Source organism: Neobacillus sp. PVCKKU3 (assembly GCF_058323225.1).
Genome location: NZ_JBLVQN010000047.1, coordinates 1 through 20,510, shown reverse-complemented (window position 1 = coordinate 20,510; position 20,510 = coordinate 1). Strand labels below are relative to the sequence as shown.

The window sequence follows — 20,510 nt, the reverse complement described above, 5'->3', positions numbered from 1 at the left end:
GTCGAATGCGACTGGAACCATGATTTTTTAAAGAGTTCGGTCGCGTAGAAAAGTCGTATGCGACTGAGGCAAAGAATTTTTCCATTCCATTCGTCGTTTAGAAAAGCAAAAAGGAATTCTTTTTCGGTTTTACATTAATTAGGGAAAAACAATAATCTTTTAAAAAATAGCCTTTCAATAAAGGGGGGAGCTACTCATGCTACTGATGGAAAAAGTGGCCTTGCTGAACCGTCAAAACGATACCTTTGCACTTGCTATGATAATTGAATCAAAGGGCTCGACTCCCAGGCATGTTGGAAAAATGATTGTATACCGTGATGGTTCGATTGAAGGTACTGTCGGAGGGGGATTGGCCGAACACTACATTATTGAGGAGAGTGTAAAGGCGCTAGAAAAGGGTCAATCGAAAATCGTTGAATACAAATTGAACAGACATGCAAAAGATGGAATTCAAATGAGCTGCGGCGGCACGTTGCGAGTGTTTATTGAAATCTATAAAAGCAGGCCTGAACTCATTTTGGCGGGAGCTGGTCATCTGGCGCATGCGCTGGCAACGCTTGCTGACTTCCTTGAAATTCCTTACAGCGTAGTCGATGACCGGGTCGGTTATGCGACAAAGGAACGCTTTCCTAATGCAACCAACATCTTTGTACATGAGAATATTGGAGAGGCTTTGCGCCAAGCAAGCCCAAATGAAAAGTCTTATGTGGTAATAGTAACAAAAGATGGTGATGATATTGTATTAAATACGGCACTAAAATATCCGATTGCCTATGTTGGCATGGTCGCCAGCAAGCGTAAAACCATTACCATACTTCAAAAACTAAAAAATGAAGGGGTCAGCGAAGAACTTTTGGAGCAGGTCCATTCTCCGATTGGATTGGATATTAGCTCGGAAACAACACAAGAAATTGCCATCAGTATTATTGGGGAGATTATCAAAGTGAGCAAGGAAACGAAGACTATGAAAGTAAAACAATTAAATAGATAGCATATAATGACAGAAAGTTGATGTTATTGCCTGTAAGAAATTGCTGTGTATAATGTCCTCGTAATTAAATATTGGAGAAAGATGAAAAGACGCCTCCTGTATAACTAGCTAACAGTTATACGGGAGGCGTCTTTTTATTAAAACTTCCACAAAAAATTTTGATCAGTTTATTGCTTAAATGTCGGTAACAATAAACATTCATAATATTTTTTATTCAAAAAGGGGTTTAAGGAAACATTTTAAAAAAATAGTAATAATTTTATGACTATTTAGTTTATTATACACATGGTAAAATAAATAAAAAAATTAATATGTTAGCGCTTTAATAGAATCTCAGAGATTGGAGAGTTTTCAATGAGACTCAAAGGTTATAAGAATTTGCTGGAGATAATAAATAAAAGAACTGACATAGAAGAATATTTAATGCAGAATCCACATAAGGTTCTGAAAAACCCTATACAACAACCTTTCTCGCATGAAGTTAAGTTAGGCGATAACAACGTGAAAATTATTATGGACCAAGACGAGGAAGGAACCATAACATCTCATCCTAATAATGAGGTAAAAACCAATAAGTTTGCAATAAGGAGAAAAACGAAATACATACCTATTTTAAAACACAAACATGAATATATTGAAATTGTATATGTTTTAGAAGGAAGTTTTATTCAAAAAATAAACGGAAGACAGATCGTTATGAATAAAGGGGATTTATGTATTTTAGATAAAAATGTCGTACATAGTTCATTACCTTTAAGTGATTCTGACGTGGTTGTGAATATTATCTTGATACCGGAATTTTTCGATGGAATTTTTATGCATTTATTGTGCGATGACAACTATATTTCTAACTTTATAATTAATAGTCTTTACTCCAAGAGTAAGGCACAAAATTACTTAATTCACCATGTAAAAGAAGATTCTTTCATTAAATTAATATTAGAGAATCTTCTCCTAGAATATTATTCAACTGAAATTAAATCTTCTGCCGCTATTAACGGTTATCTCCTAATTCTTTTTACAGAACTATCTAGAGAAATAACTTATAGTATTGGAGAACATATAAAGGATGAACAACTTAAGATAAAGGAAAAAATTTTAAGTTACATTAGAAATAAATATAAAAATACAAATCTTAAAGAAATGGCCGATCATTTTCATTTCCATCCAAGTTATCTGAGTAGTCTTGTTAAAAAAGAATTTGGTAAAAATTTAAAGGATATACTTACGGATGTTCGAATGTCAGAAGCAAGTAATTTACTTAAAAATACAGATATGACAATTGAAAATATTGTATTTGAAGTAGGATATACAAACTATAGTTACTTTTATAAAGTTTTTAAGAAAACATACGGTATGACTCCGAATCAATACAAAACAAACTTAAAAAGTAAAGGTCAAGATGGAAATCAGAGTTAAAAATGGGAGTTATCTATGACTATAAAAAATTCAGGTGATAAATTATGGCATGTTATTATGACGCCACTAGGGTCAGCGTCGTCTAATGTGCACTTTTTTCTGTTTATGTCATTCTTTATGGTATTCGCTACTGAAGCCTTAAAAATGAATCCAGTAATAACAGGGATAATTTTAACACTATCTAGACTTTTTAATGCGTTTATGGATCCAATTGTGGGAACATTCATTGACAAGACTGAAACAAAATTCGGAAAGTTTAGACCGGTTTTATTTAGTGGATCAATTATCATGAATATTAGTTTAATCATGTTATTCCAAGTGTCTTTTATCATTCCAGATAACTTTCAAATTTTTTGGATTATCTTTTTTTATGCTATTTGGGATATAGGTTATTCTATGATGTCAACCGTTAATAAATCTGTACTTGCGGTCATAACTAGGAATCCTAAACAGAGACCTGTTTCCGGTATTGCTGGAGGAGTATATAGCACATTATTAAATACTGCATTATTAGTAAGTATAGTTCCAGTGATTAATATGTATGGTGGTTTTGGAGCCGAGTTAGGCTGGAAGTGGGTTTCTACATTTGCCGTAATTTTAAATCTAATATTACTTGGTTTAGCATTATTGGCAATATCTGCAAAGGATAAACCTGATTTTTTTAGATTAGGAGATCACAGAAAAGAAAAGTTCAAGTTGAAAGATTACTTGGAAATTGTAAAAAATAACAGACCTCTACAAATGCTAATGATTTCTGCGTCCTCAAACAAGTTAGCCGATACTGTTGATAGTGCAGCATTGATTTATTTCTATATGTATGCAGTTCAAAATGTTAGCTTGCAGCCAATGGTTAGTGGCTATTCTACGTTAGTTACATTGGTTGGTGCCTTTTTCGCTGGAGGAATTGCCATCAATTTTGGGTTAAGAAAGGCTTTTGTCTTAGGTGCTTGGATTAATTTAATTTTTTCGGTCTCATTACTGCTTTTCCGCCCTTTCGATGTAGTTCCAGTCTTTATTCTTCTAATGTCTTTTAACACGCTTTTTAGACGAATGACTGCACAAAATGTTGATCCAATGATAGCAGATATTGTTGACTACCATACTTTTAAAACCGGAAGATTTATGCCTGGAATGATTGCTTCTTCATTCTCCTTTATCGATAAAGTCATCAGTTCCTTTGCAGGTTCTATTGTAGGACTGCTAATGGGGCTTGCGGGCTACCACGCAAATGTACAGCCAACCACTGAGCTTTTTTGGACCTCCTTATTAATTTATTTTGGATTTCCGATATTAGGGGATATTATCAGTATTATTGCTATGAAATTCTATTATATTGATAAGGCTGTCTATGAACAAATATATGTAGATTCATGTGACAATATTGCTACTGCGCTTAAACTAGAAACAAAGTAACAGAGAGCTAAATGAAACTCAAAAAATGGTATGTGAAAAAAGAACTTTCATAGAAAAGAACTCCCGCTGGTGTGGTGGGAGTTTTTTAGTTCCTTATACAAAAATGTTAATGGAAAAAATCTACACCTTAAAAAAACATATAATCCCATAAAAAATCAACATTACTTAATTTTTATTCAATTTGTAAAATTAGGAGAAGTAAGCGTTTTACGAAGATAAGGAGGTGTTTTTATTATCAAATTGTATAACATACTGAAAGTGATTTAACAGAGAGAAAAATAGAAAGGGAGAGAGAAATGTCTTTAATTGCGAATAATTTTAAAAAATCGGCGTTATTTATGCTAATTGTCTTATTAGTATTTACGCTCGTTTTACCAAGTGTTAGCGCTGAGCAAGGAGAAAAAAGGGTTTTAAAAGACACAGTAGTCAATACAGGTAGAATCGTTGAAAATATTGATAAAGATTGGACATTCCATAAAGGTGCTCAAGGTGCTGAGGAAAATTTTAGTGCAATTAATTTTAATGATAGTAGTAGGCAAAAGATAAGCCTTCCTCATACCTGGAACGTAGAGGATGGTAGTGGAATTAATGAAAATTACAAAGGTGATGGATGGTACAGAAAGGATTTGAATATTCCTAATACTTATAAAGGCAAAAAAGTATTCTTACAATTTGAAGCTGCAAACAAAGAGGCAGAAGTATTTGTTAATGGTAAGTCTGTATATACCAATATAGGCGGCTATGCAGCTTTTACAGTTGATATTACGGACTATGTAAACTTTGGACAAGAAAATATAGTCGCTGTAAGAGTAAACAATGAAGTAAAAGATGCGGCCCCATTAGCAGGGGACTTCACTTTTTGGGGTGGTATTTACAGAAGTGTAAATCTTTTAGTTACGGATAAAACCCATATTGATGTAGAAGATGATGGTTCAAGCGGTGTATATGTTACCATTCCAAATGATAAATCAATCGAGAAAAACGCTGAAGTAACACTTTCAGTACCAGTTTTTGTAAACAGTGATGATGCTGCAAGTATATCTAACTCTATAGAAGTAAGAGCTGAAATAAAAGATGCAGAGGGCAAAGTCAAAGCAATAACAGAATTGAAGGTTGATGGGAAAAAGTTAAAATCTGCAGATGTGTCAGGAGACATTGCTAATTACACTGGTAAAATGATTGTAAATAACCCACATCTTTGGAATGGAACTAAAGATCCTTACCAATATACTGTTGAAGTTAAGGTTACAAGAAAAGGCGATGTAATTGACCAGGTAAAAGAAAAAGTAGGGTTCCGGTATTTCTCCGTGGATCCTGATAAAGGATTTTTCCTTAATGGTAAAAGTTATCCTCTCCATGGCGTTGACCTCCACCAGGATAGAGAGGGTTATGGTAATGCAGTACCATATGAAGTCAGAGCAGAGGATTTTCAATTTATTAAGGAAATTGGAGCAAATACATTACGATTGGCTCACTATCAACATTCACAGTATGATTACAATAAAGCCGATGAGATGGGGCTGGTAGTTTGGGCTGAAATTCCATTAGTAAACTCAATGACTCCAACAAAAGAATTTTCAGACAACGCAGAAAAGCAATTGACTGAGCTGATTAAGCAGAACTATAACCATCCTTCAATAGTAACATGGGGTCTCGAAAACGAATTTGGAGGAAGCGGTTCTTATATAAATAACTCTAGTCTAACTCCAGATGAGCAATATGCTAAGGCAACTGAATTGATTAACCGTTTGGCAACAAAGGCGGAAGAACTAGATCCAAACAGACCGACTACTCAAGCTATTCAGGGAAATTCATCATTTTTGGGTACTGAAGCTTACTCAAAAATTTTACAAAAATCTTTGGCATGGAATGAAAGTGCAGGTGTGGATATAGCCTCCTTTAACACCTATTTTGGCTGGTACTATAATAAAGCAGGTGATTTAGCCCAATATCTTGACAATCTACATGAGAAGTATCCAAATATACCACTAGGTATATCCGAGTATGGTGGGGGCGCAAACCCTTATCAGCATCAATTGATAGATGAAGCTTTTATCAACAAATGGGATCGAGCAGCTTCCCGTGGACCATGGCAGCCAGAGGAATTTCAAAATTATCTACATGAAAATGCATGGAACATCATTAGTCAGCGCCCTTATTTATGGGCAACTCATGTCTGGAATATGTTTGATTTTGGCGTTGCCGGTAAAAATGAGGCCTCAACTCCAGGTATTAACACCAAGGGTCTCGTTTCTTATGACCGAAAAGTTAAAAAGGATGCATTCTATTTCTATAAAGCACAATGGAATAAAGAAGACAAATTTGTATATATCACAAGTAGAAGATATGCCGATAGAAAAGAAAGCATTACCCCGGTAAAGGTTTATTCAAACCTAAATGAAGTTACTTTAACGGTGAATGGAAAGGATTACGGTAAAGGAAGATTGCAACAGCCAGGTGTATTTGTGTGGGATAATGTAGAACTAAAAGAAAATGATAATGAAGTGATTACATCAGCTAAAAAAGCAGATGGAACTAAAGTAACAGATACTGTTACCAATTGGAAGGTTATAGAATAACTATCCAATATTAATTTGAAGACGTCATTCCCTGACGTCTTCTCCTTGTAGATAATTTTATAGATAAAATAATAAACGTAATAATTAATTTGTTGTGTTCCTTCTACAAAAAATAACCGCCGTCGGTTCGACGGCGGTTACTTTTTTACACTTACTTCGCTGCTAATTGACCTTTCTTAAGCTCTGCCGACTTAAGATCGTAGCGGTCTGCATTCATTACTTTAACCCAAGCAGAGATAAAGTCATTCACAAACTTTTCCTTGTTATCATCTTGAGCATAAACTTCAGCGATAGCACGTAGAACGGAGTTTGATCCAAACACTAGGTCCACTCTAGTAGCAGTACGAACTACTTCACCTGTTTGGCGATCACGTCCTTCATAGACGTTGGCTCCTACAGGCTTCCACTGCACTCCCATATCAAGCAAGTTAACAAAGAAGTCATTCGTGAGTTGGCCTACACGATCAGTGAATACACCGTGCTGTGTACCGCCGTAGTTTGTGCCCAGAACGCGCAAACCGCCGATAAGAACAGTCATTTCTGGTGCAGTAAGGTTTAGTAGTTGTGCCTTGTCTACTAGTAGCTCTTCTGGACTTACAGTGAAATGTCCCTTCTGATAGTTGCGGAAACCATCAGAGATAGGCTCTAGGACTCCAAAGCTTTCTACGTCAGTTTGCTCTTGTGTTGCATCGCCGCGTCCAGGAGCAAATGGAACCGTTACATCAAAGCCTGCATCTTGTGCAGCCTTTTCGATTGCAGCACTACCGCCTAATACAATCAAATCGGCCAAGCTGACTGGCTTATCTAACTCCTTTTGAATGCCTTCAAGTACTTGCAGCACTTGTGCAAGTTGTTCCGGCTGATTCACTTCCCAATCCTTCTGTGGAGCAAGACGTATACGTGCACCATTAGCACCGCCGCGATGATCTGAGCCACGGTAAGTACTAGCAGAAGCCCAAGCAGTTGTTACTAGCTTGCTGATTGTAAGTCCTGAGTCTAAAATTTTTGCTTTAATCTCAGCTACATCAGCATCTGTTAAATCATAATTGCCAGCAGGTACAGGATCTTGCCAGATAAGTTCTTCTTCTGGAACTTCCGGGCCTAGATATCTTGAAGCAGGACCCATGTCACGGTGTGTTAGTTTGAACCATGCACGGGCAAATGCATCTGCAAACTCTGCTGGATTCTCATGGAAACGACGAGAAATTTTTTCATAGATTGGATCATAACGCAATGCCATATCTGAAGTGAACATTACTGTCGGTACACGCTTTGATGAATCCTCTGCATCTGGAGCAAGGTGTTCCTCGGCAGGATCTACAGCAAGCCACTGATAGGCACCGGCAGGACTCTTTGTAAGCCACCATGTATATCCAAACAATAGATCAAAGTAACCATTATCCCACTGGGTTGGGGTAGCAGTCCATGAACCTTCAAGACCGCTTGTGATGGTGTCACGGCCTTTACCGCTGCCGTATGTACTTAACCAGCCTAAGCCTTGTGCTTCAATAGGAGCAGCTTCTGGTTCTGGACCAACATGTGAAGCATCGCCTGCACCATGTGCCTTACCAAAAGTATGACCGCCAGCAATTAGTGCTACTGTTTCTTCGTCGTTCATTCCCATACGGGCAAAGGTTTCACGAATGTCCTTGGCACTTGCAAGCGGATCTGGTTTGCCGTTTGGACCTTCTGGGTTAACATAGATTAGACCCATCTGAACGGCAGCAAGAGGATTCTCAAGCTCACGTTCGCCTGTGTAACGATTATCACCTAGCCATTCCTTTTCATTACCCCAATAGATGTCTTCTTCTGGATGCCAAATGTCTGCGCGGCCGCCTCCAAAACCGAATGTCTTGCCGCCCATTGATTCAATCGCGACATTACCTGCCAGAATCATCAAGTCGCCCCAAGAGATCTTGTTCCCATACTTCTGCTTAATAGGCCATAGGAGGCGACGTGCTTTATCAAGGTTACCGTTGTCAGGCCAGCTGTTAAGTGGAGCGAAACGCTGGTTGCCAGTGCCGCCGCCGCCACGGCCGTCACCAGTACGATAAGAACCTGCAGAGTGCCAAGCCATACGGATAAAGAATGGACCATAATGTCCATAGTCAGCAGGCCACCAATCTTGACTGTCTGTCATTAGAGTCTGAAGATCCTGCTTAAGAGCAGCGTAGTCTAATTTATTAAATTCTTCTACATAATCGAAGTTTTCACCCATAGGGTTAGATTTTCTGTCATGCTGATGGAGAATATTCAAGTTTAACGCGTTTGGCCACCAGTCTCGAGTTGACGTACCACTTGATTTGACACTTGTAGCACCACCGTGAAACGGGCATCCCTGGATAGATCCTTTGTTATTAGCATCCATGTTATTAATCTCTCCTTCTGTAATAAAATAAAGGTATTATAATTATATATCTAGTATTAAACTAGAATTATAATAATTATTATGTAATCATTATAATAAATTATGAATGAAATTGAAAGCAAATAATAAATAAAATTGAAAGAAAATTTTGAAATAATTTGAAGATATAAGTCTAGTAAAGAGGAAAAATATATTTTAGTAACAAGAAACCTATCATAATTTTGAAAAGGAGTACTAAATACTGAAATTTCAAAGGTAATTTAAGTAAATCTAATTTGATTTGTGAAATTCATGACAAAGAGGAAAAATTAAATGTTTGAGAAATACTAAATCATGATCCAGGGCACCCGGATTATTATATTAAGCTGTTCAAAAAAAAGTAGAGGAGAATGAAAATCATAATTGTAAATGAGAATGTAAAAGAGCTCTTAGAAGAATTATTGCAGTGATAATTGCATTGAATATATGAAATTATATATTTTCCTATATTACCATTATAATGAAATAGAATGATATTAGGCAAGTCAAAGCATTGAAAAAGCACCGAACGAAATTGAACGGTGCTTTTTCATTATTATACTGTGGCTTTTGCTTCTTTTGCCATGTTGTTCTTTACAAACACTGCTACCACCAAAATGATCGCCATCGCAATTGGAACAACTAAATGAAGTGAATCTGGAATTAAGATGTGGAACTTTTCTAATCCTTTATCTTCAACCATCATTTTACCGGCAGCATAGGTTAATAATCCTGCACCTGCATAAACGATGATTGGATATCTCTCCATTAAGCTCGTTAATAATTTGCTGCCAAAAATAATGATTGGGATTGAGATGGCAATACCAACAGCAATCGGCAGAATTCCTTCCGCAACGCTTGATAACGCGATCACATTATCTATAGACATGGCGAAATCGGCAATTGCAATCGTTTTGATTGCACCCCAAACTTTATCTGATGGTTTTATATTCGGGTCATCTTCTTCTTTTTGTGCGATTAAATTGTAGCTGATCCGTAACAGGATTAAACCGCCCACTAATTGAACAAACGGTAAATCTAAAAACTGAATTAACACTGTTGCTGCAACAATCCTTAACACAATAGCCATTAATGTCCCGCCGAAAATGGCTCGATTTCTCAAATGAGATGGCACTTTGCTGGCAGCTAATGCGATAACTACTGCATTATCACCTGATAACAAAATATCGATTCCTATTAAACTTAAAATTTGTAGAACTGTCATGTCTTTTGATTCCCCCGTGTTTATGTATATTTTTTGAACTTCTATGATATTGGTATATCATATCTTTTTGGATTTAGGTAGAAAACATTATGAACTAAATATGGAAGTGTTTTTCCAATTTTATTTTATAAACAACGATTAAACAAAAAAATAACCCTGCAGCAGCTGGGTTATTCTTTGTTTCATGTAACGATTTCAAAAACACTACCTTGGTTAAAATCAGTGACTTTCATAGAGCCATTAACCCCTAAATATAGTCTGGTTTGGTCCAGATTCGTTCCCAAACTAACATAGTAGGCAGATTGAGGACCAAAATTATAATCGGTTTCAATAACGCTAAAATCATTTAGTTTACCATCTGTTCTTACCCTGGTATATGCTAAAACTCCTCTAACCGGAGGTTGAGATTCTGGCCCTCGGGCAAGGTCGGTAAACACGACGCTTCCCGTTAAATTGGGGATGGCATTTCCCATATAGGGCTGGACTCCCGTCAAAGAAGTCCCTCCAAACTTATCAGGGCGGGGATCTTTATGATAATAACTAGTTAAAGGTGGGAGACGTCTTACTGAGGTTTTAACTGCTTCATCGTAATAAGCAATTGTTTTCTCGTCCAGGTCCGGATTTCCAGAGCAGCCCGTTATAATAGAAGTAGGAAAAGCACCTTCCCAGCCTCGCCAGCCAAAGTTAATAAATCCGTCTTGGTCTGGTTCGGTGTTTCTTAAAGCAGTTTGAACAAGTTGAGTAACCGGTATTGGTTTATAATAAACGAATGTAAAAATCGACTCTGCCAGGTCCTGCCCGACATTTCCTACATATTTGATATATTGATTATAAAACCTTTGAAATTGAATGCCTGGTATATTGCGAACCCCTTTGGCAATAACAGTAAGTGTTTCCTGAATAGATGCGGGAAGTTCATCAAAACGTGTGACTACAGGTGGATTATCGATAAATGTATTCTTAACTACGTCAATTTCCATGATTTTTCCGGCTATTTCCATATTATTCTGGCTTAAATTAAATGGGTCATAGCCCGCTCCGCCATCTCCGGTTGTTAAAACTAGTTTTCCTGTTTCAGGTGAAAAGTTTAAGCTATTGACGCCATTATGATTGAAAAATGGTCTTCTTACGTTAAGTAATGTCCGTCGTTTTTGAGGCTGCCTATTTGATTGTACAATCCATTCTTCGACTGTATCAATATGATCATATTGAGTTTCTCTATTGATCCACTTGAGGTTTAAGGTTGCGGGATCACATGGGTTAGGACTAAAATGTTTAGAAAGAGCCCCTGGACCTTGTGTTTCAGCAACTGAATAGTGTAGATAAAACAGACCGTTATAAAAAAATTGCGGATGAAAAGCAAGCCCCAGCAAACCCCGTTCATCATAGCCGCCTCTAGAAGCACCTAGTTTTATAATTCTTGAGCGAATATCTAAAAAAGTCCTTATAGCACCGTTTCCTATGTAAAAGATTTCTCCTACTTGGGTTGCAATAAATAAGCTTTCCATTGAGTCACCCGGGAGCATAGCTGTTTTCAAAACAGTGGGTAAATTGATTTTACTTACAATCGGCTGTAAACGAATCTTAACTTTTTTCACCCAAATATACACTCCTTTCTGATTGTTCCTTTTATAAAAATATGATTAGAGTGTTTCTGATAGTACCAATTAAGGCTCGGGAATCAGATAAGGATAGTTCCATTTACCTCGTAAGAGCCTGCTTCTGGTGCCAAAATTTTTGAAATGCTAAAAAATCATAAGTGAGTAAAAGGTTTCCTGAAACTGAATCATATTATTTCTTAAATAAGAAATGCATTTTAAGTCTATAATTTTAAGTAATGAAAGGAACTTTTAAGGAGGCATACAAATTGGAGGAATTTGATAAAGGGATCGTCCCATTACCCGAGTCATTTTATGAACAGCCTACTCTTGAACTGGCAAAGGCTTTGCTCGGATGCCTTCTAGTAAAAGAAACGAATGAAGGTATTGCGGCCGGATATATTGTAGAAACTGAAGCTTACATGGGTCCTGGTGATAGGGCTGCGCATAGCTATAACAACAGACGCACTCCGAGAACAGAGGTGATGTTCCAACGCTCCGGCCTTGCCTATACGTATCTAATGCATACACACTGCCTTTTCAATATAGTCAGCGGAGGTGAAGAAAAACCTGAAGCAGTTTTGATTCGTGCATTGGAACCTATTTATGGCATCGGGCTTATGATAAAGAGGCGAGGCATTGAAGATCAGTCCAAACTGACAAACGGACCCGGAAAACTTACAAAATCATTAGGAATTTCAATGGAGGACTATGGCCGTCCGCTAACGATTCCCCCTTTATATGTGGCTCAAGGGTTCTGCCCGGAAAGTATATCAGCTGGAAAGAGGATTGGCATAGAAAATTCTGGCGATGCTAAGGACTATCCTTGGCGCTTCTGGGTTACTAAAAATAAGTATGTTTCAAGGCATCAATCGGCTATGCATGTATTCTGTAACTCTATAAACGTATGAGAACTCGGGATGCCAGATCTGGTCGGTTCGCTACATTTCAAACGGTCCCGCCCAACTTGATTAAAATCGAGTGAGAATCCCAAGCGCATATCCATAGATCTGCGTTACACAAAACTAAAAAAGGGCTTGCAAGAATCCTACAAGGCCCGAATTTTTCTGAGAATTGATTTGTATGGTTCGCCCAGCTGAGTATAAACTTTTCTTGAAGTACGCACAAAAGCAGGGTAATCAATATCTGTCTCCGTGAGGATATGCATTCCATTTTGATGGGCTATTTGCAAATAAATCGGATTATTTCTTCTTAAAAAGTTCCTTTCAAAGTCACGAGCAATTCTTGCGGCATCGAAGATTTTTATCTTTAAATCGAAAGAAAAGTGGTCATATTTTCCTTTGTTCATTACAAATAAAGCAGGATTGTAAATGTGTCCAGTCAACGTTAATTCACGCTGAACCTCGTAGAACCTATTGGGAACAATGTTTCCTAAAGAATTTTCCTGGCCATCCACGGTTCCATTCTTTAAAGCATCATAAAGCTGAGGATAAGGGACAGAAACAGGGATCGCACCCCAATCGCGAAATAGTGTGCGGTGAATTTGATTGTCCATGGTCCTGATTTTCAGCCCACGTAGATTCTCCGGTTCAATAATGGGTGTCTTAGCCGTCGTAATATGGAGATATCCGTTTTCCCACCAGGCCAAATTTTTTAACCCAACGAGGTCAATTTCTTCATTTACAAAATCACCAATTTCACCATCCAGTACCCGGTAGGCATGTTCATGGCTTCGAAATAAATAAGGAAAATCGAACGCATTCACTATAGGTACAAGATTTCCTAAACTGCTCGAAGACGTAATGCCGATATCGTATTCTCCTGTCTGCACCGCACGAATTAATTCAATGCCACTTAGGTTAAGGCCAGAAATTATTCTTACTTTTATTTGTCCATTTGTCATTCTATCTAAGGTTTGTTTGAACACCTTGGCCCCCTGATCGTAAGCTGAACCAGGAGGGTTCAAATGGCCGATGGTGATTTGCATAGAGTCACTCTCCTTAAAATTAATAGATTTCTAATTGGCAGTTGTCTGGGATTTCTCTTACAGGTATTATTTTTATCTTAGAGAATGAACGAGGTTGAATTGGATTGCAACCTTGATTGGAACAACAGTTCTTTTTTTCTTCTTTGACATAATTCCTTCATCTCCTTCATTACAAGATATTCATGAAGGGGGACAAGGGTTCGGTTGATAATCGAGGGAATATTAATTTAAATTAGTAAGGCAAGCCCCAGAACCGGTCTATTAGTACCAAATTAGGGCTGACCAAAAAAGGCTTGCTGACCGCCTTTTTTTGACCTCTGTTGAGATTTTTTTCTGGACATGAATATTCTATATTACGCTCCAGTCAAATCTTTCGAAAGGGTGATATTGTTGGCAAAAAAATCAAACAACAACAAAAAGCAGAACAATGCAACATCTAAAAATAACAATAACAAAAATAATAATTCCAAAAAATCAAACCAAAAGAATAAGAATAAATGAATGATAAATGCTTTTATTTTAAAAAGAATAGAAGAGGGTGCTTGTTTAATGGGCTCTTTTCTACAATATTTACGAAAACAACAAATAAATATTTAGAATGATAGCTTGGCAGGAGATGGATTTCTCCTGCCGTTTTTTTGATTTAAGAATATTAAGAGTCTTGAAATTTGCAAGATATCCCAGCATTTAAAAATCAGCGAGGAATATTAAGATATTTATCCGAAAATTCGAATGTTAGGACATCTCTGTTAATAAAGTAATGGTAACGGGCGAAAAGCTTTTTAGAACCGAGAGTTTCATATAGAAGGTTAAGTAATGGCACCGCCATTTGCTTTTACAATAAAAGGAGGGATTAAATGCTGCACATTGTAGCCTGTATTAAACAAGTACCTGACACCAAAATTATCAAGATGAATCCAAAAACAAACACGATGGACCGGAGGACGGCGCCTGCAATCTTGAATCCGTATGATGCCCATGCGGTTGAAGAGGCGGTTCGTATAAAGAATAGGTATGGAGGACACGTTTCCGTTGTGACAATGGGGCCGCCTCCCGCGGTTAACGCGATTAAAACGTGCATTGAAATAGGCGCTGATGAAGGTTATTTAATCACGGACCGCCGGTTTGCTGGTGCGGATACGTTGGCAACGAGTTATGCCGTAACAAAGGCGATTGAAAAAATTTCAAAAACGAAGCCAGTAGATCTGATTATTTGCGGAAAAATGTCCATCGATGGAGATACCGGGCAAGTCGGACCTGGAATAGCAAGAAGGCTTGATATTCCACCGCTGACTTCTGTGAACAAGGTAGAGGAAATCAATCAAGAAGAAGGATATGCCATTGTCCATCGCAAGTTGGAGGATGGCTATGAAGTCGTGAAGTCGACCTTGCCGTGCTTGTTTTCTGTTGAGAAAACAATCAATGAAGTGCCGTACTCTCCGCTTCCAAACATGCTAAAGGCTGCTAGATACAAGCCGCATATCTGGTCGGTTGATGACTTGGAAGATGTAGATATTAAGCAGCTTGGTTTGAAGGGATCGCCAACAATTGTCTCCAAAGTATGGGCGCCGCAAAAACCATCTGGGGGAACGTTATTTGAAGGTAACCCAACGGCACAAGTAGAGCAATTGCTCTCTGTCCTTTTTGAAAAGAAAGAACTCTTTGAAACAAAGGAGGGGCTGTAATTGGATTTCCAAGATTACAAAGGTGTTTGGGTATTCATAGAACAAAAAGATGGAGCGGTTGCCTCCGTATCCCTTGAACTTTTGGGTGCCGGAAGAAAGCTGGCAGACAAACGGGGAGTAGAATTAGCGGGTATTTTAATTGGAGAAAATGTTAAGCATTTAACAAACACAGTATTTGAATACGGGGCAGATACCGTGTATGTCTATGACCAACCGATCTTTAAACATTACCGGACAGAATCTTATATGAAGGCACTGCTGGAATGCAGCGATAAACATAAACCAGAAATTATCCTGTTTGGCGCCACGTCGACCGGAAAAGATCTGGCAAGCGCGGTAGCCACCGACCTGCCGACAGGTTTGACGGCGGATACGACGGAACTCGATGTGGAAGAGGAAACAGGGTTGCTATTGGCGAGCAGGCCAGCTTTCGGCGGAAATATCATGGCAACCATTCTTTGTAAAAAATACCGGCCGCAAATGGCGACGGTTCGCTCCAAAGTCATGAAGGCGCTGCCTCCACAGCCAGGGAGAACAGGTAAGATAGTGGAAGAGACCATAGCTTTAAAGGAAGAAGATATCCGGACAAAAGTCTTGGAGATTGTTAAGGCAACGGTAAAGAAAGTAAGAATCGACGAAGCGGATATCATTGTTGCGGGCGGAAAAGGGTTAGGTAGTTACGAAGGATTTCAGTTAATCCACCAATTGGCGGAAACGCTAGGAGGCGCGGTTGGTGCCAGCCGCGATGTAGTAGAAGCGGGATGGATTGACCACGCCCATCAAGTCGGGCAAACCGGTGTGACGGTCACGCCAAAGATTTATTTTGCGATTGGAATTTCCGGTGCGATTCAACATATCGTCGGAATGAAAAATTCCGGGTTAATCATTGCCATCAATAAGGACAAAGAAGCCCCGATTTTCCAGAACTGTCATTACGGAATTGTCGGCGACGCCTTTGAAATCGTTCCAATCCTAATCGAACAATTTAAACAGGCTTTATCAAAAGAGAAGGTAACCAACACTAGTGGATGAAACACGGGGACGGTTCTCATGCATCATTTTTTTGATGCACGAGAACCGTCCCTTTGCTTTATTCCAATAGGCTTATATTTGAAAGCAAAATTGAATACTTTAAAGAAAGGAGGATTTATTTGTAATATGGCTCTTCTAGAAATAGAAAAGGGGATATTGATATGAAAAAGATGATTGTCTTCTTTGCCTTCGTCATTTTGTTTGGAAACCTTGCAGGTTGCGGTATACAAATCGGAAACAATAACGCCGAAAATAACAACAGCAAGAACAATAGCACCGCAAACCATAATGATAAGAACAATAATGGTACTTCCGACAATAATAAGGGTAATAAAGAATCAACGACAAATTCAGAAACCATTAAAGATTATTATCCAATGAAGAAAAATATTCGATATATATATGAAGGAACAGGAAACGAATTTGCCTCTTATGATGTTTACAACGATTATATTTCTGAAGAAAAAGTTCAACAAAGAATCGATAATGGCGGTACTGTTATGGTCAATGTATTGGAACTTAAGGATGGCAAGCTTACTAAAGTCTTCTCAAGAGGAGAAACCTACTACAGAGAAAATCTATTAAAAGCTAGTAATGATGAAAAAGAAGTCATTTTGATGACCCCATTAACAAAAGGGACTACTTGGACATTAAAGGATGGACGAGTGAGAACAATCACGAATACGGCAGTAGATATTACAACGCCAACAGGGAACTATAAAGCAATCGAAGTTACCACAAAAAATACAAAAGATAAAACCATTGATTACTATTCTAAAAACGTTGGTTTAGTTAAATCTATTTTTGTATCTGGCGGTACTGAAATATCCTCCACACTAACTAAAATGGAGGAAAATGTGCCATTGGTTCAGAACATCAACTTTTTTTACCCGAATATTGATGACGGAAAGCTCTATATTAAAAGCAAGCAAATAAAGTTTTATACCAATGACATTACGAGGAAAGTTTTGGCGCAAGCCTACAAGGAGCCAATAAACAATCAATTGGGCGTTGTTTTTTCAAAAAATACAGAGATTAACAGCTTATATTTAAACCAAGATGGAATCGTGTATATCAATTTGAATCAGGCCTTTAGGGATGAAATGTCTGCTGGAGCAGCATATGAAGAAATGCTTCTTCAAAGCGTTGTCAATACAGTAGGTCAATATTATCAAACGGCAAAAGTATACCTCACCATTGACAATAAGCCCTATGAATCAGGCCATATCAGCATGAAAAAAGGAGAGTACTTTATGGTACAAACTCAAAACACCATTGAGATGAAGGATTCTCACTAATCTACTTTATAAAAAGACCGGTACTGAACCGGTCTTTTTTTTGGTGCAACGACAGAATGGTGGTGCCCTTTTTTAAACAAATTTTAATTCATACTTTACAGATAGGAATTATCAGTTTATAATGAATTTATCAACCAACGGCTATTGTAAGCTTTTTGTAAAATCAAAGGAGTGTTTCTAATGAGAAATAACGACGAAAAAAAGCGACAAAAACTTATTAATAAACTAATTTTCCTTAACGTATATAATAAAGAAGATCAAAACCTTTATGGAATGACACTAAGAAAGCTAGAATCTGAATACAGAAGATATAAATTAGTAAGCCATCCTCACGGTGAGTTCGGCTCTATTCAAATAATATAGGTTTTAAATTTCTAAGACTGTACGGTGTTTCTGCACCGGCGGTCTTTTTTTATTAAGTTCTATTAATCCTCTTTCAAATGCTCCACGAGCCGGCCAAGCAAATCGCTTAACAACACGATTTCTTGGTCATTGTAAATATGATAAGTCTGGGCATTAAAATCATTTCGTAACGAACTCAATTGCTCGTAGACTCGGTGTCCTTCCTCAGTGATATTCACTCGAGTTCGTCTTTTATCTTCTGGGTCTTGATATAGTGTTACCAAATTGGATTGCTGCAGGCGGTTGATCATCCCTGTCATATTTTGTTTCGTCACAAGCATTTCTTCTTTTAGTTCACCGATGGAAATACTTCCCTTTTGAATGATCGTTCTCAGAATCACCCATTGCTGGATACTGGTCAATCCAACATCGGCGACCATTTTTGCTCCATATCTGCTTAAAAGATTGGATATTCTAATAAAATCTAAAGTAATGTTTGTTTTTAAATTCTCCATATAAACCTCCGTTATATTGACTATTTATAATTTTAGTCAAGTTATTGACTAAAATGCAATGATAACTTACACTATTTTAGTCAACAACTTGACAAATAAGGAATTTTCTTGATTTATGCAAATTATAAGGAGATATGAAACATGCCAAAAACAACTACGAATCGTAAAATGGTTACTGTTGCGATGTTGGTTGCGATTTTACTCGTCGCCATTGATGTCACGGTTGTCAGTACCGCTATGCCGCGGATTGTTAGTGACCTTAGCGGCTTAAAATTAATCAGCTGGGTGTTTGCCATCTATACTCTCACCACTTCTGTAACAACACCGATTTACGGAAAATTAGCTGACTTATTCGGCCGAAAGAAAGTTTTTATGACAGGGGTTATTTTGTTTGTAGCTGGCTCGATGTTGTCAGGCGCTGCTCAGACGATGCATCAATTAATTTGGTTCCGTGCTTTTCAAGGAATTGGAGCAGGGGCGGTCATGCCGTTAACCTTTACGATTATCGGTGACCTTTACCCCGGTGAACAGCGTGCAAAAATGCAGGGAGTGTTTAGCTCAATTTGGGGAATTGCGGGACTTCTCGGTCCATTGGTAGGAGGCTTCTTCGTCGATCAAATCAGCTGGCGGTGGATTTTCTACATTAATTTACCGGTTGGGTTAGTGTCCATCGTCTTAATCACCTTCTTCTTCCACGAAACAGTTGAATTGAAAAAGGAACGTAAAGTTGATTATCTTGGAGCGGTTACGTTTACCATCGGGATTTCGACTCTTTTATATGCATTACTAAATGCGGGTCCAGGGCAAAAGTATGCATGGAATTCGGCTACAATTTATATGCTGTTTGCTGTTGCGGTGATCTTTATTGTGCTGTTTGGCTATATTGAAACCAAGGTGAAGGAACCGATGCTTCCGCCATCGTTATTCAAGATTCCAGTCATTCTTGTTTCAAATTTTATCGGTTTTCTGGCAAGTGCTGTACTTATAGGAGTGAACGTTTATTTGCCAATGTGGATTCAAACCATTCTTGGACATAGTGCGACAAGCTCAGGGCTTACGCTGATGCCAATGTCGATTGCATGGCCTTTAGGTGCCACGTTTGCCGGACGTTATATGTACAAAATCGGTTCAAAGTTAACTGCCGTCATTGGTGCTGTATTGATTGCCCTTGGCGGAACATGGTTACTGGCAGTGGAACTTGACTCCCCATATTGGTATTTTGTAGGAATTATGATTGTGATCGGTCTTGGTATGGGTTACGCGACAACCCCGACAACTGTACTTGTTCAAGCAGCAGTAGGCTGGCAGATGCGTGGGGCGGCAACCGCTTCTAACTCATTTACCAGATCAATCGGACAAACGGTGGGAATTGCTGTGTTTGGAACTATTTTTAACAACTCACTCATTCAGTTTGGAAAAGAATATTCAAACGGAGCATGGAGCGGTGGCGGCAATATTAACAATCTCTTAAGCTCAGACGCTGTCAATAAACTTCCTGCAAATGTCATGAAGTTGATTCAAGAGGCTCTCGCTCATGGTATGCACCTTGTGTTTATTCTCGTGTTCTTTATCGCAATCGCAAACTTACTGGCTACTTTCCTACTTCCTTCACACAAGAAGGTAATGGAGCAGCAAAAGCAGGTTCAACACTAAACGAAAAAGCCGCCATTTTTTGGCGGCTTTTATTGTAGAGAAAGGGTCTTTTTCTAGGCAATTATTTATTTTGTCTAATCTAAATTACCTTTTTATTATTGATTATCCCTGCTAATTTGCTTGTAGATTTCCTCACCGGGTATTTACTTTCATCGGGAAGGTCCTGTTAAAAGAGGAGGAAGTGTCCGAACCAGAACAACCTTCGGACAAAACTGATTGAAAAAGAGGAGGAAGTGTCCGAACCTGAGCAACCTCGGACAAAACTGATTGAAAAAGAGGAGGAAGTGTCCGAACCTGAGGTTAGTCTTAAAAGTGGACACGTAAAAATGAGATTTAGTTTATAATACAATCATCATTTAAAAGGACGTGTTCACATGAGTAAACATAATTCCCAAGAGTATAAAGAGTATGTTGCAAAGTTAATCG

General features: G+C 38.1%; 15 protein-coding genes. 10 read left to right on the top strand and 5 right to left on the bottom strand.

What is annotated here, in order from left to right:
* Positions 1 to 196: 196 nt before the first annotated feature.
* The 4 genes from ACNQGS_RS24335 to ACNQGS_RS24320 all read left to right on the top strand — a co-directional run bounded on the left by ACNQGS_RS24335 (position 197) and on the right by ACNQGS_RS24320 (position 6,402).
* Positions 197 to 991 (top strand): XdhC family protein, encoded by a 795-nt coding sequence (locus tag ACNQGS_RS24335; protein ID WP_491489582.1) that lies wholly within the window; start codon positions 197 to 199, stop codon positions 989 to 991.
* A gap of 354 nt (positions 992 to 1,345) precedes the next feature.
* Positions 1,346 to 2,410, top strand: a complete 1,065-nt coding sequence (locus ACNQGS_RS24330; RefSeq protein ID WP_491489581.1) for an AraC family transcriptional regulator — start codon at positions 1,346 to 1,348, stop codon at positions 2,408 to 2,410.
* 15 nt (positions 2,411 to 2,425) lie between these two features.
* A complete protein-coding gene (locus tag ACNQGS_RS24325) occupies positions 2,426 to 3,823 on the top strand; it encodes an MFS transporter (RefSeq protein WP_491489580.1) in 1,398 nt (465 codons plus the stop codon).
* A 296-nt stretch (positions 3,824 to 4,119) separates the two neighbouring features.
* Positions 4,120 to 6,402 carry a glycoside hydrolase family 2 protein gene (locus ACNQGS_RS24320; protein ID WP_491489579.1) on the top strand — a complete coding sequence of 761 codons (2,283 nt, stop codon included), beginning with the start codon at positions 4,120 to 4,122 and terminating at the stop codon, positions 6,400 to 6,402.
* Between the two features lie 151 nt (positions 6,403 to 6,553).
* Here the strand turns inward: ACNQGS_RS24320 and katG are convergent, their stop codons facing one another.
* The 3 genes from katG to ACNQGS_RS24305 all read right to left on the bottom strand — a co-directional run bounded on the left by katG (position 6,554) and on the right by ACNQGS_RS24305 (position 11,611).
* On the bottom strand, positions 6,554 to 8,770 hold the full coding sequence (gene katG / locus ACNQGS_RS24315) for a catalase/peroxidase HPI (protein WP_491489578.1): 2,217 nt from the start codon (positions 8,768 to 8,770) through the stop codon (positions 6,554 to 6,556).
* Positions 8,771 to 9,344: 574 nt separating this feature from the next.
* Complete coding sequence (locus ACNQGS_RS24310) at positions 9,345 to 10,013, bottom strand: TerC family protein (protein ID WP_491489577.1); 669 nt, start codon at positions 10,011 to 10,013, stop codon at positions 9,345 to 9,347.
* 182 nt (positions 10,014 to 10,195) lie between these two features.
* On the bottom strand, positions 10,196 to 11,611 hold the full coding sequence (locus tag ACNQGS_RS24305) for a PQQ-dependent sugar dehydrogenase (protein ID WP_491489576.1): 1,416 nt from the start codon (positions 11,609 to 11,611) through the stop codon (positions 10,196 to 10,198).
* A 239-nt stretch (positions 11,612 to 11,850) separates the two neighbouring features.
* Between ACNQGS_RS24305 and ACNQGS_RS24300 the strand changes: the two genes are divergently transcribed.
* Entirely contained in the window at positions 11,851 to 12,522 is a 672-nt protein-coding gene (locus ACNQGS_RS24300) for a DNA-3-methyladenine glycosylase (protein ID WP_491489575.1), read from the top strand.
* Positions 12,523 to 12,659: 137 nt separating this feature from the next.
* On the opposite strand, the gene ACNQGS_RS24295 is transcribed toward ACNQGS_RS24300, so the two are convergent.
* The gene (locus tag ACNQGS_RS24295) at positions 12,660 to 13,559 is read right to left on the bottom strand and encodes a TRAP transporter substrate-binding protein (RefSeq protein WP_491489574.1); all 900 of its coding nucleotides are present in this window, start codon (positions 13,557 to 13,559) and stop codon (positions 12,660 to 12,662) included.
* 857 nt (positions 13,560 to 14,416) lie between these two features.
* Here ACNQGS_RS24295 and ACNQGS_RS24290 point away from each other — a divergent pair.
* The 4 genes from ACNQGS_RS24290 (at position 14,417) to ACNQGS_RS24275 (ending at position 17,937) form a co-directional block, all read left to right on the top strand.
* Complete coding sequence (locus tag ACNQGS_RS24290) at positions 14,417 to 15,244, top strand: electron transfer flavoprotein subunit beta/FixA family protein (RefSeq protein WP_213140610.1); 828 nt, start codon at positions 14,417 to 14,419, stop codon at positions 15,242 to 15,244.
* Positions 15,245 to 16,276: an electron transfer flavoprotein subunit alpha/FixB family protein gene (locus ACNQGS_RS24285; RefSeq protein ID WP_378581258.1), complete on the top strand. Its 1,032-nt coding sequence runs from the start codon at positions 15,245 to 15,247 to the stop codon at positions 16,274 to 16,276.
* A gap of 161 nt (positions 16,277 to 16,437) precedes the next feature.
* On the top strand, positions 16,438 to 17,574 hold the full coding sequence (locus ACNQGS_RS24280) for a GerMN domain-containing protein (RefSeq protein ID WP_491489573.1): 1,137 nt from the start codon (positions 16,438 to 16,440) through the stop codon (positions 17,572 to 17,574).
* A gap of 180 nt (positions 17,575 to 17,754) precedes the next feature.
* Positions 17,755 to 17,937 (top strand): Fur-regulated basic protein FbpA, encoded by a 183-nt coding sequence (locus ACNQGS_RS24275; protein ID WP_464493751.1) that lies wholly within the window; start codon positions 17,755 to 17,757, stop codon positions 17,935 to 17,937.
* 62 nt (positions 17,938 to 17,999) lie between these two features.
* Here the strand turns inward: ACNQGS_RS24275 and ACNQGS_RS24270 are convergent, their stop codons facing one another.
* Positions 18,000 to 18,431 (bottom strand): MarR family winged helix-turn-helix transcriptional regulator, encoded by a 432-nt coding sequence (locus tag ACNQGS_RS24270; protein WP_491489572.1) that lies wholly within the window; start codon positions 18,429 to 18,431, stop codon positions 18,000 to 18,002.
* 141 nt (positions 18,432 to 18,572) lie between these two features.
* Between ACNQGS_RS24270 and ACNQGS_RS24265 the strand changes: the two genes are divergently transcribed.
* A complete protein-coding gene (locus ACNQGS_RS24265) occupies positions 18,573 to 20,084 on the top strand; it encodes an MDR family MFS transporter (RefSeq protein ID WP_491489571.1) in 1,512 nt (503 codons plus the stop codon).
* Positions 20,085 to 20,510 lie beyond the last annotated feature (426 nt).

What these genes read in the sequence shown, in the direction of transcription:
- ACNQGS_RS24290 (WP_213140610.1), top strand. Translation starts at nt 14,417, where the DNA reads ATGCTGCACATTGTAGCCTGTATTAAACAAGTACCTGACACCAAAATT.
- ACNQGS_RS24275 (WP_464493751.1), top strand. Translation starts at nt 17,755, where the DNA reads ATGAGAAATAACGACGAAAAAAAGCGACAAAAACTTATTAATAAACTA.
- ACNQGS_RS24310 (WP_491489577.1), bottom strand. Translation starts at nt 10,013, where the DNA reads ATGACAGTTCTACAAATTTTAAGTTTAATAGGAATCGATATTTTGTTA.
- ACNQGS_RS24270 (WP_491489572.1), bottom strand. Translation starts at nt 18,431, where the DNA reads ATGGAGAATTTAAAAACAAACATTACTTTAGATTTTATTAGAATATCC.
- ACNQGS_RS24320 (WP_491489579.1), top strand. Translation starts at nt 4,120, where the DNA reads ATGTCTTTAATTGCGAATAATTTTAAAAAATCGGCGTTATTTATGCTA.
- ACNQGS_RS24295 (WP_491489574.1), bottom strand. Translation starts at nt 13,559, where the DNA reads ATGCAAATCACCATCGGCCATTTGAACCCTCCTGGTTCAGCTTACGAT.
- ACNQGS_RS24330 (WP_491489581.1), top strand. Translation starts at nt 1,346, where the DNA reads ATGAGACTCAAAGGTTATAAGAATTTGCTGGAGATAATAAATAAAAGA.
- ACNQGS_RS24265 (WP_491489571.1), top strand. Translation starts at nt 18,573, where the DNA reads ATGCCAAAAACAACTACGAATCGTAAAATGGTTACTGTTGCGATGTTG.
- ACNQGS_RS24335 (WP_491489582.1), top strand. Translation starts at nt 197, where the DNA reads ATGCTACTGATGGAAAAAGTGGCCTTGCTGAACCGTCAAAACGATACC.
- katG (WP_491489578.1), bottom strand. Translation starts at nt 8,770, where the DNA reads ATGGATGCTAATAACAAAGGATCTATCCAGGGATGCCCGTTTCACGGT.
- ACNQGS_RS24280 (WP_491489573.1), top strand. Translation starts at nt 16,438, where the DNA reads ATGAAAAAGATGATTGTCTTCTTTGCCTTCGTCATTTTGTTTGGAAAC.
- ACNQGS_RS24300 (WP_491489575.1), top strand. Translation starts at nt 11,851, where the DNA reads ATGAAAGGAACTTTTAAGGAGGCATACAAATTGGAGGAATTTGATAAA.
- ACNQGS_RS24325 (WP_491489580.1), top strand. Translation starts at nt 2,426, where the DNA reads ATGACTATAAAAAATTCAGGTGATAAATTATGGCATGTTATTATGACG.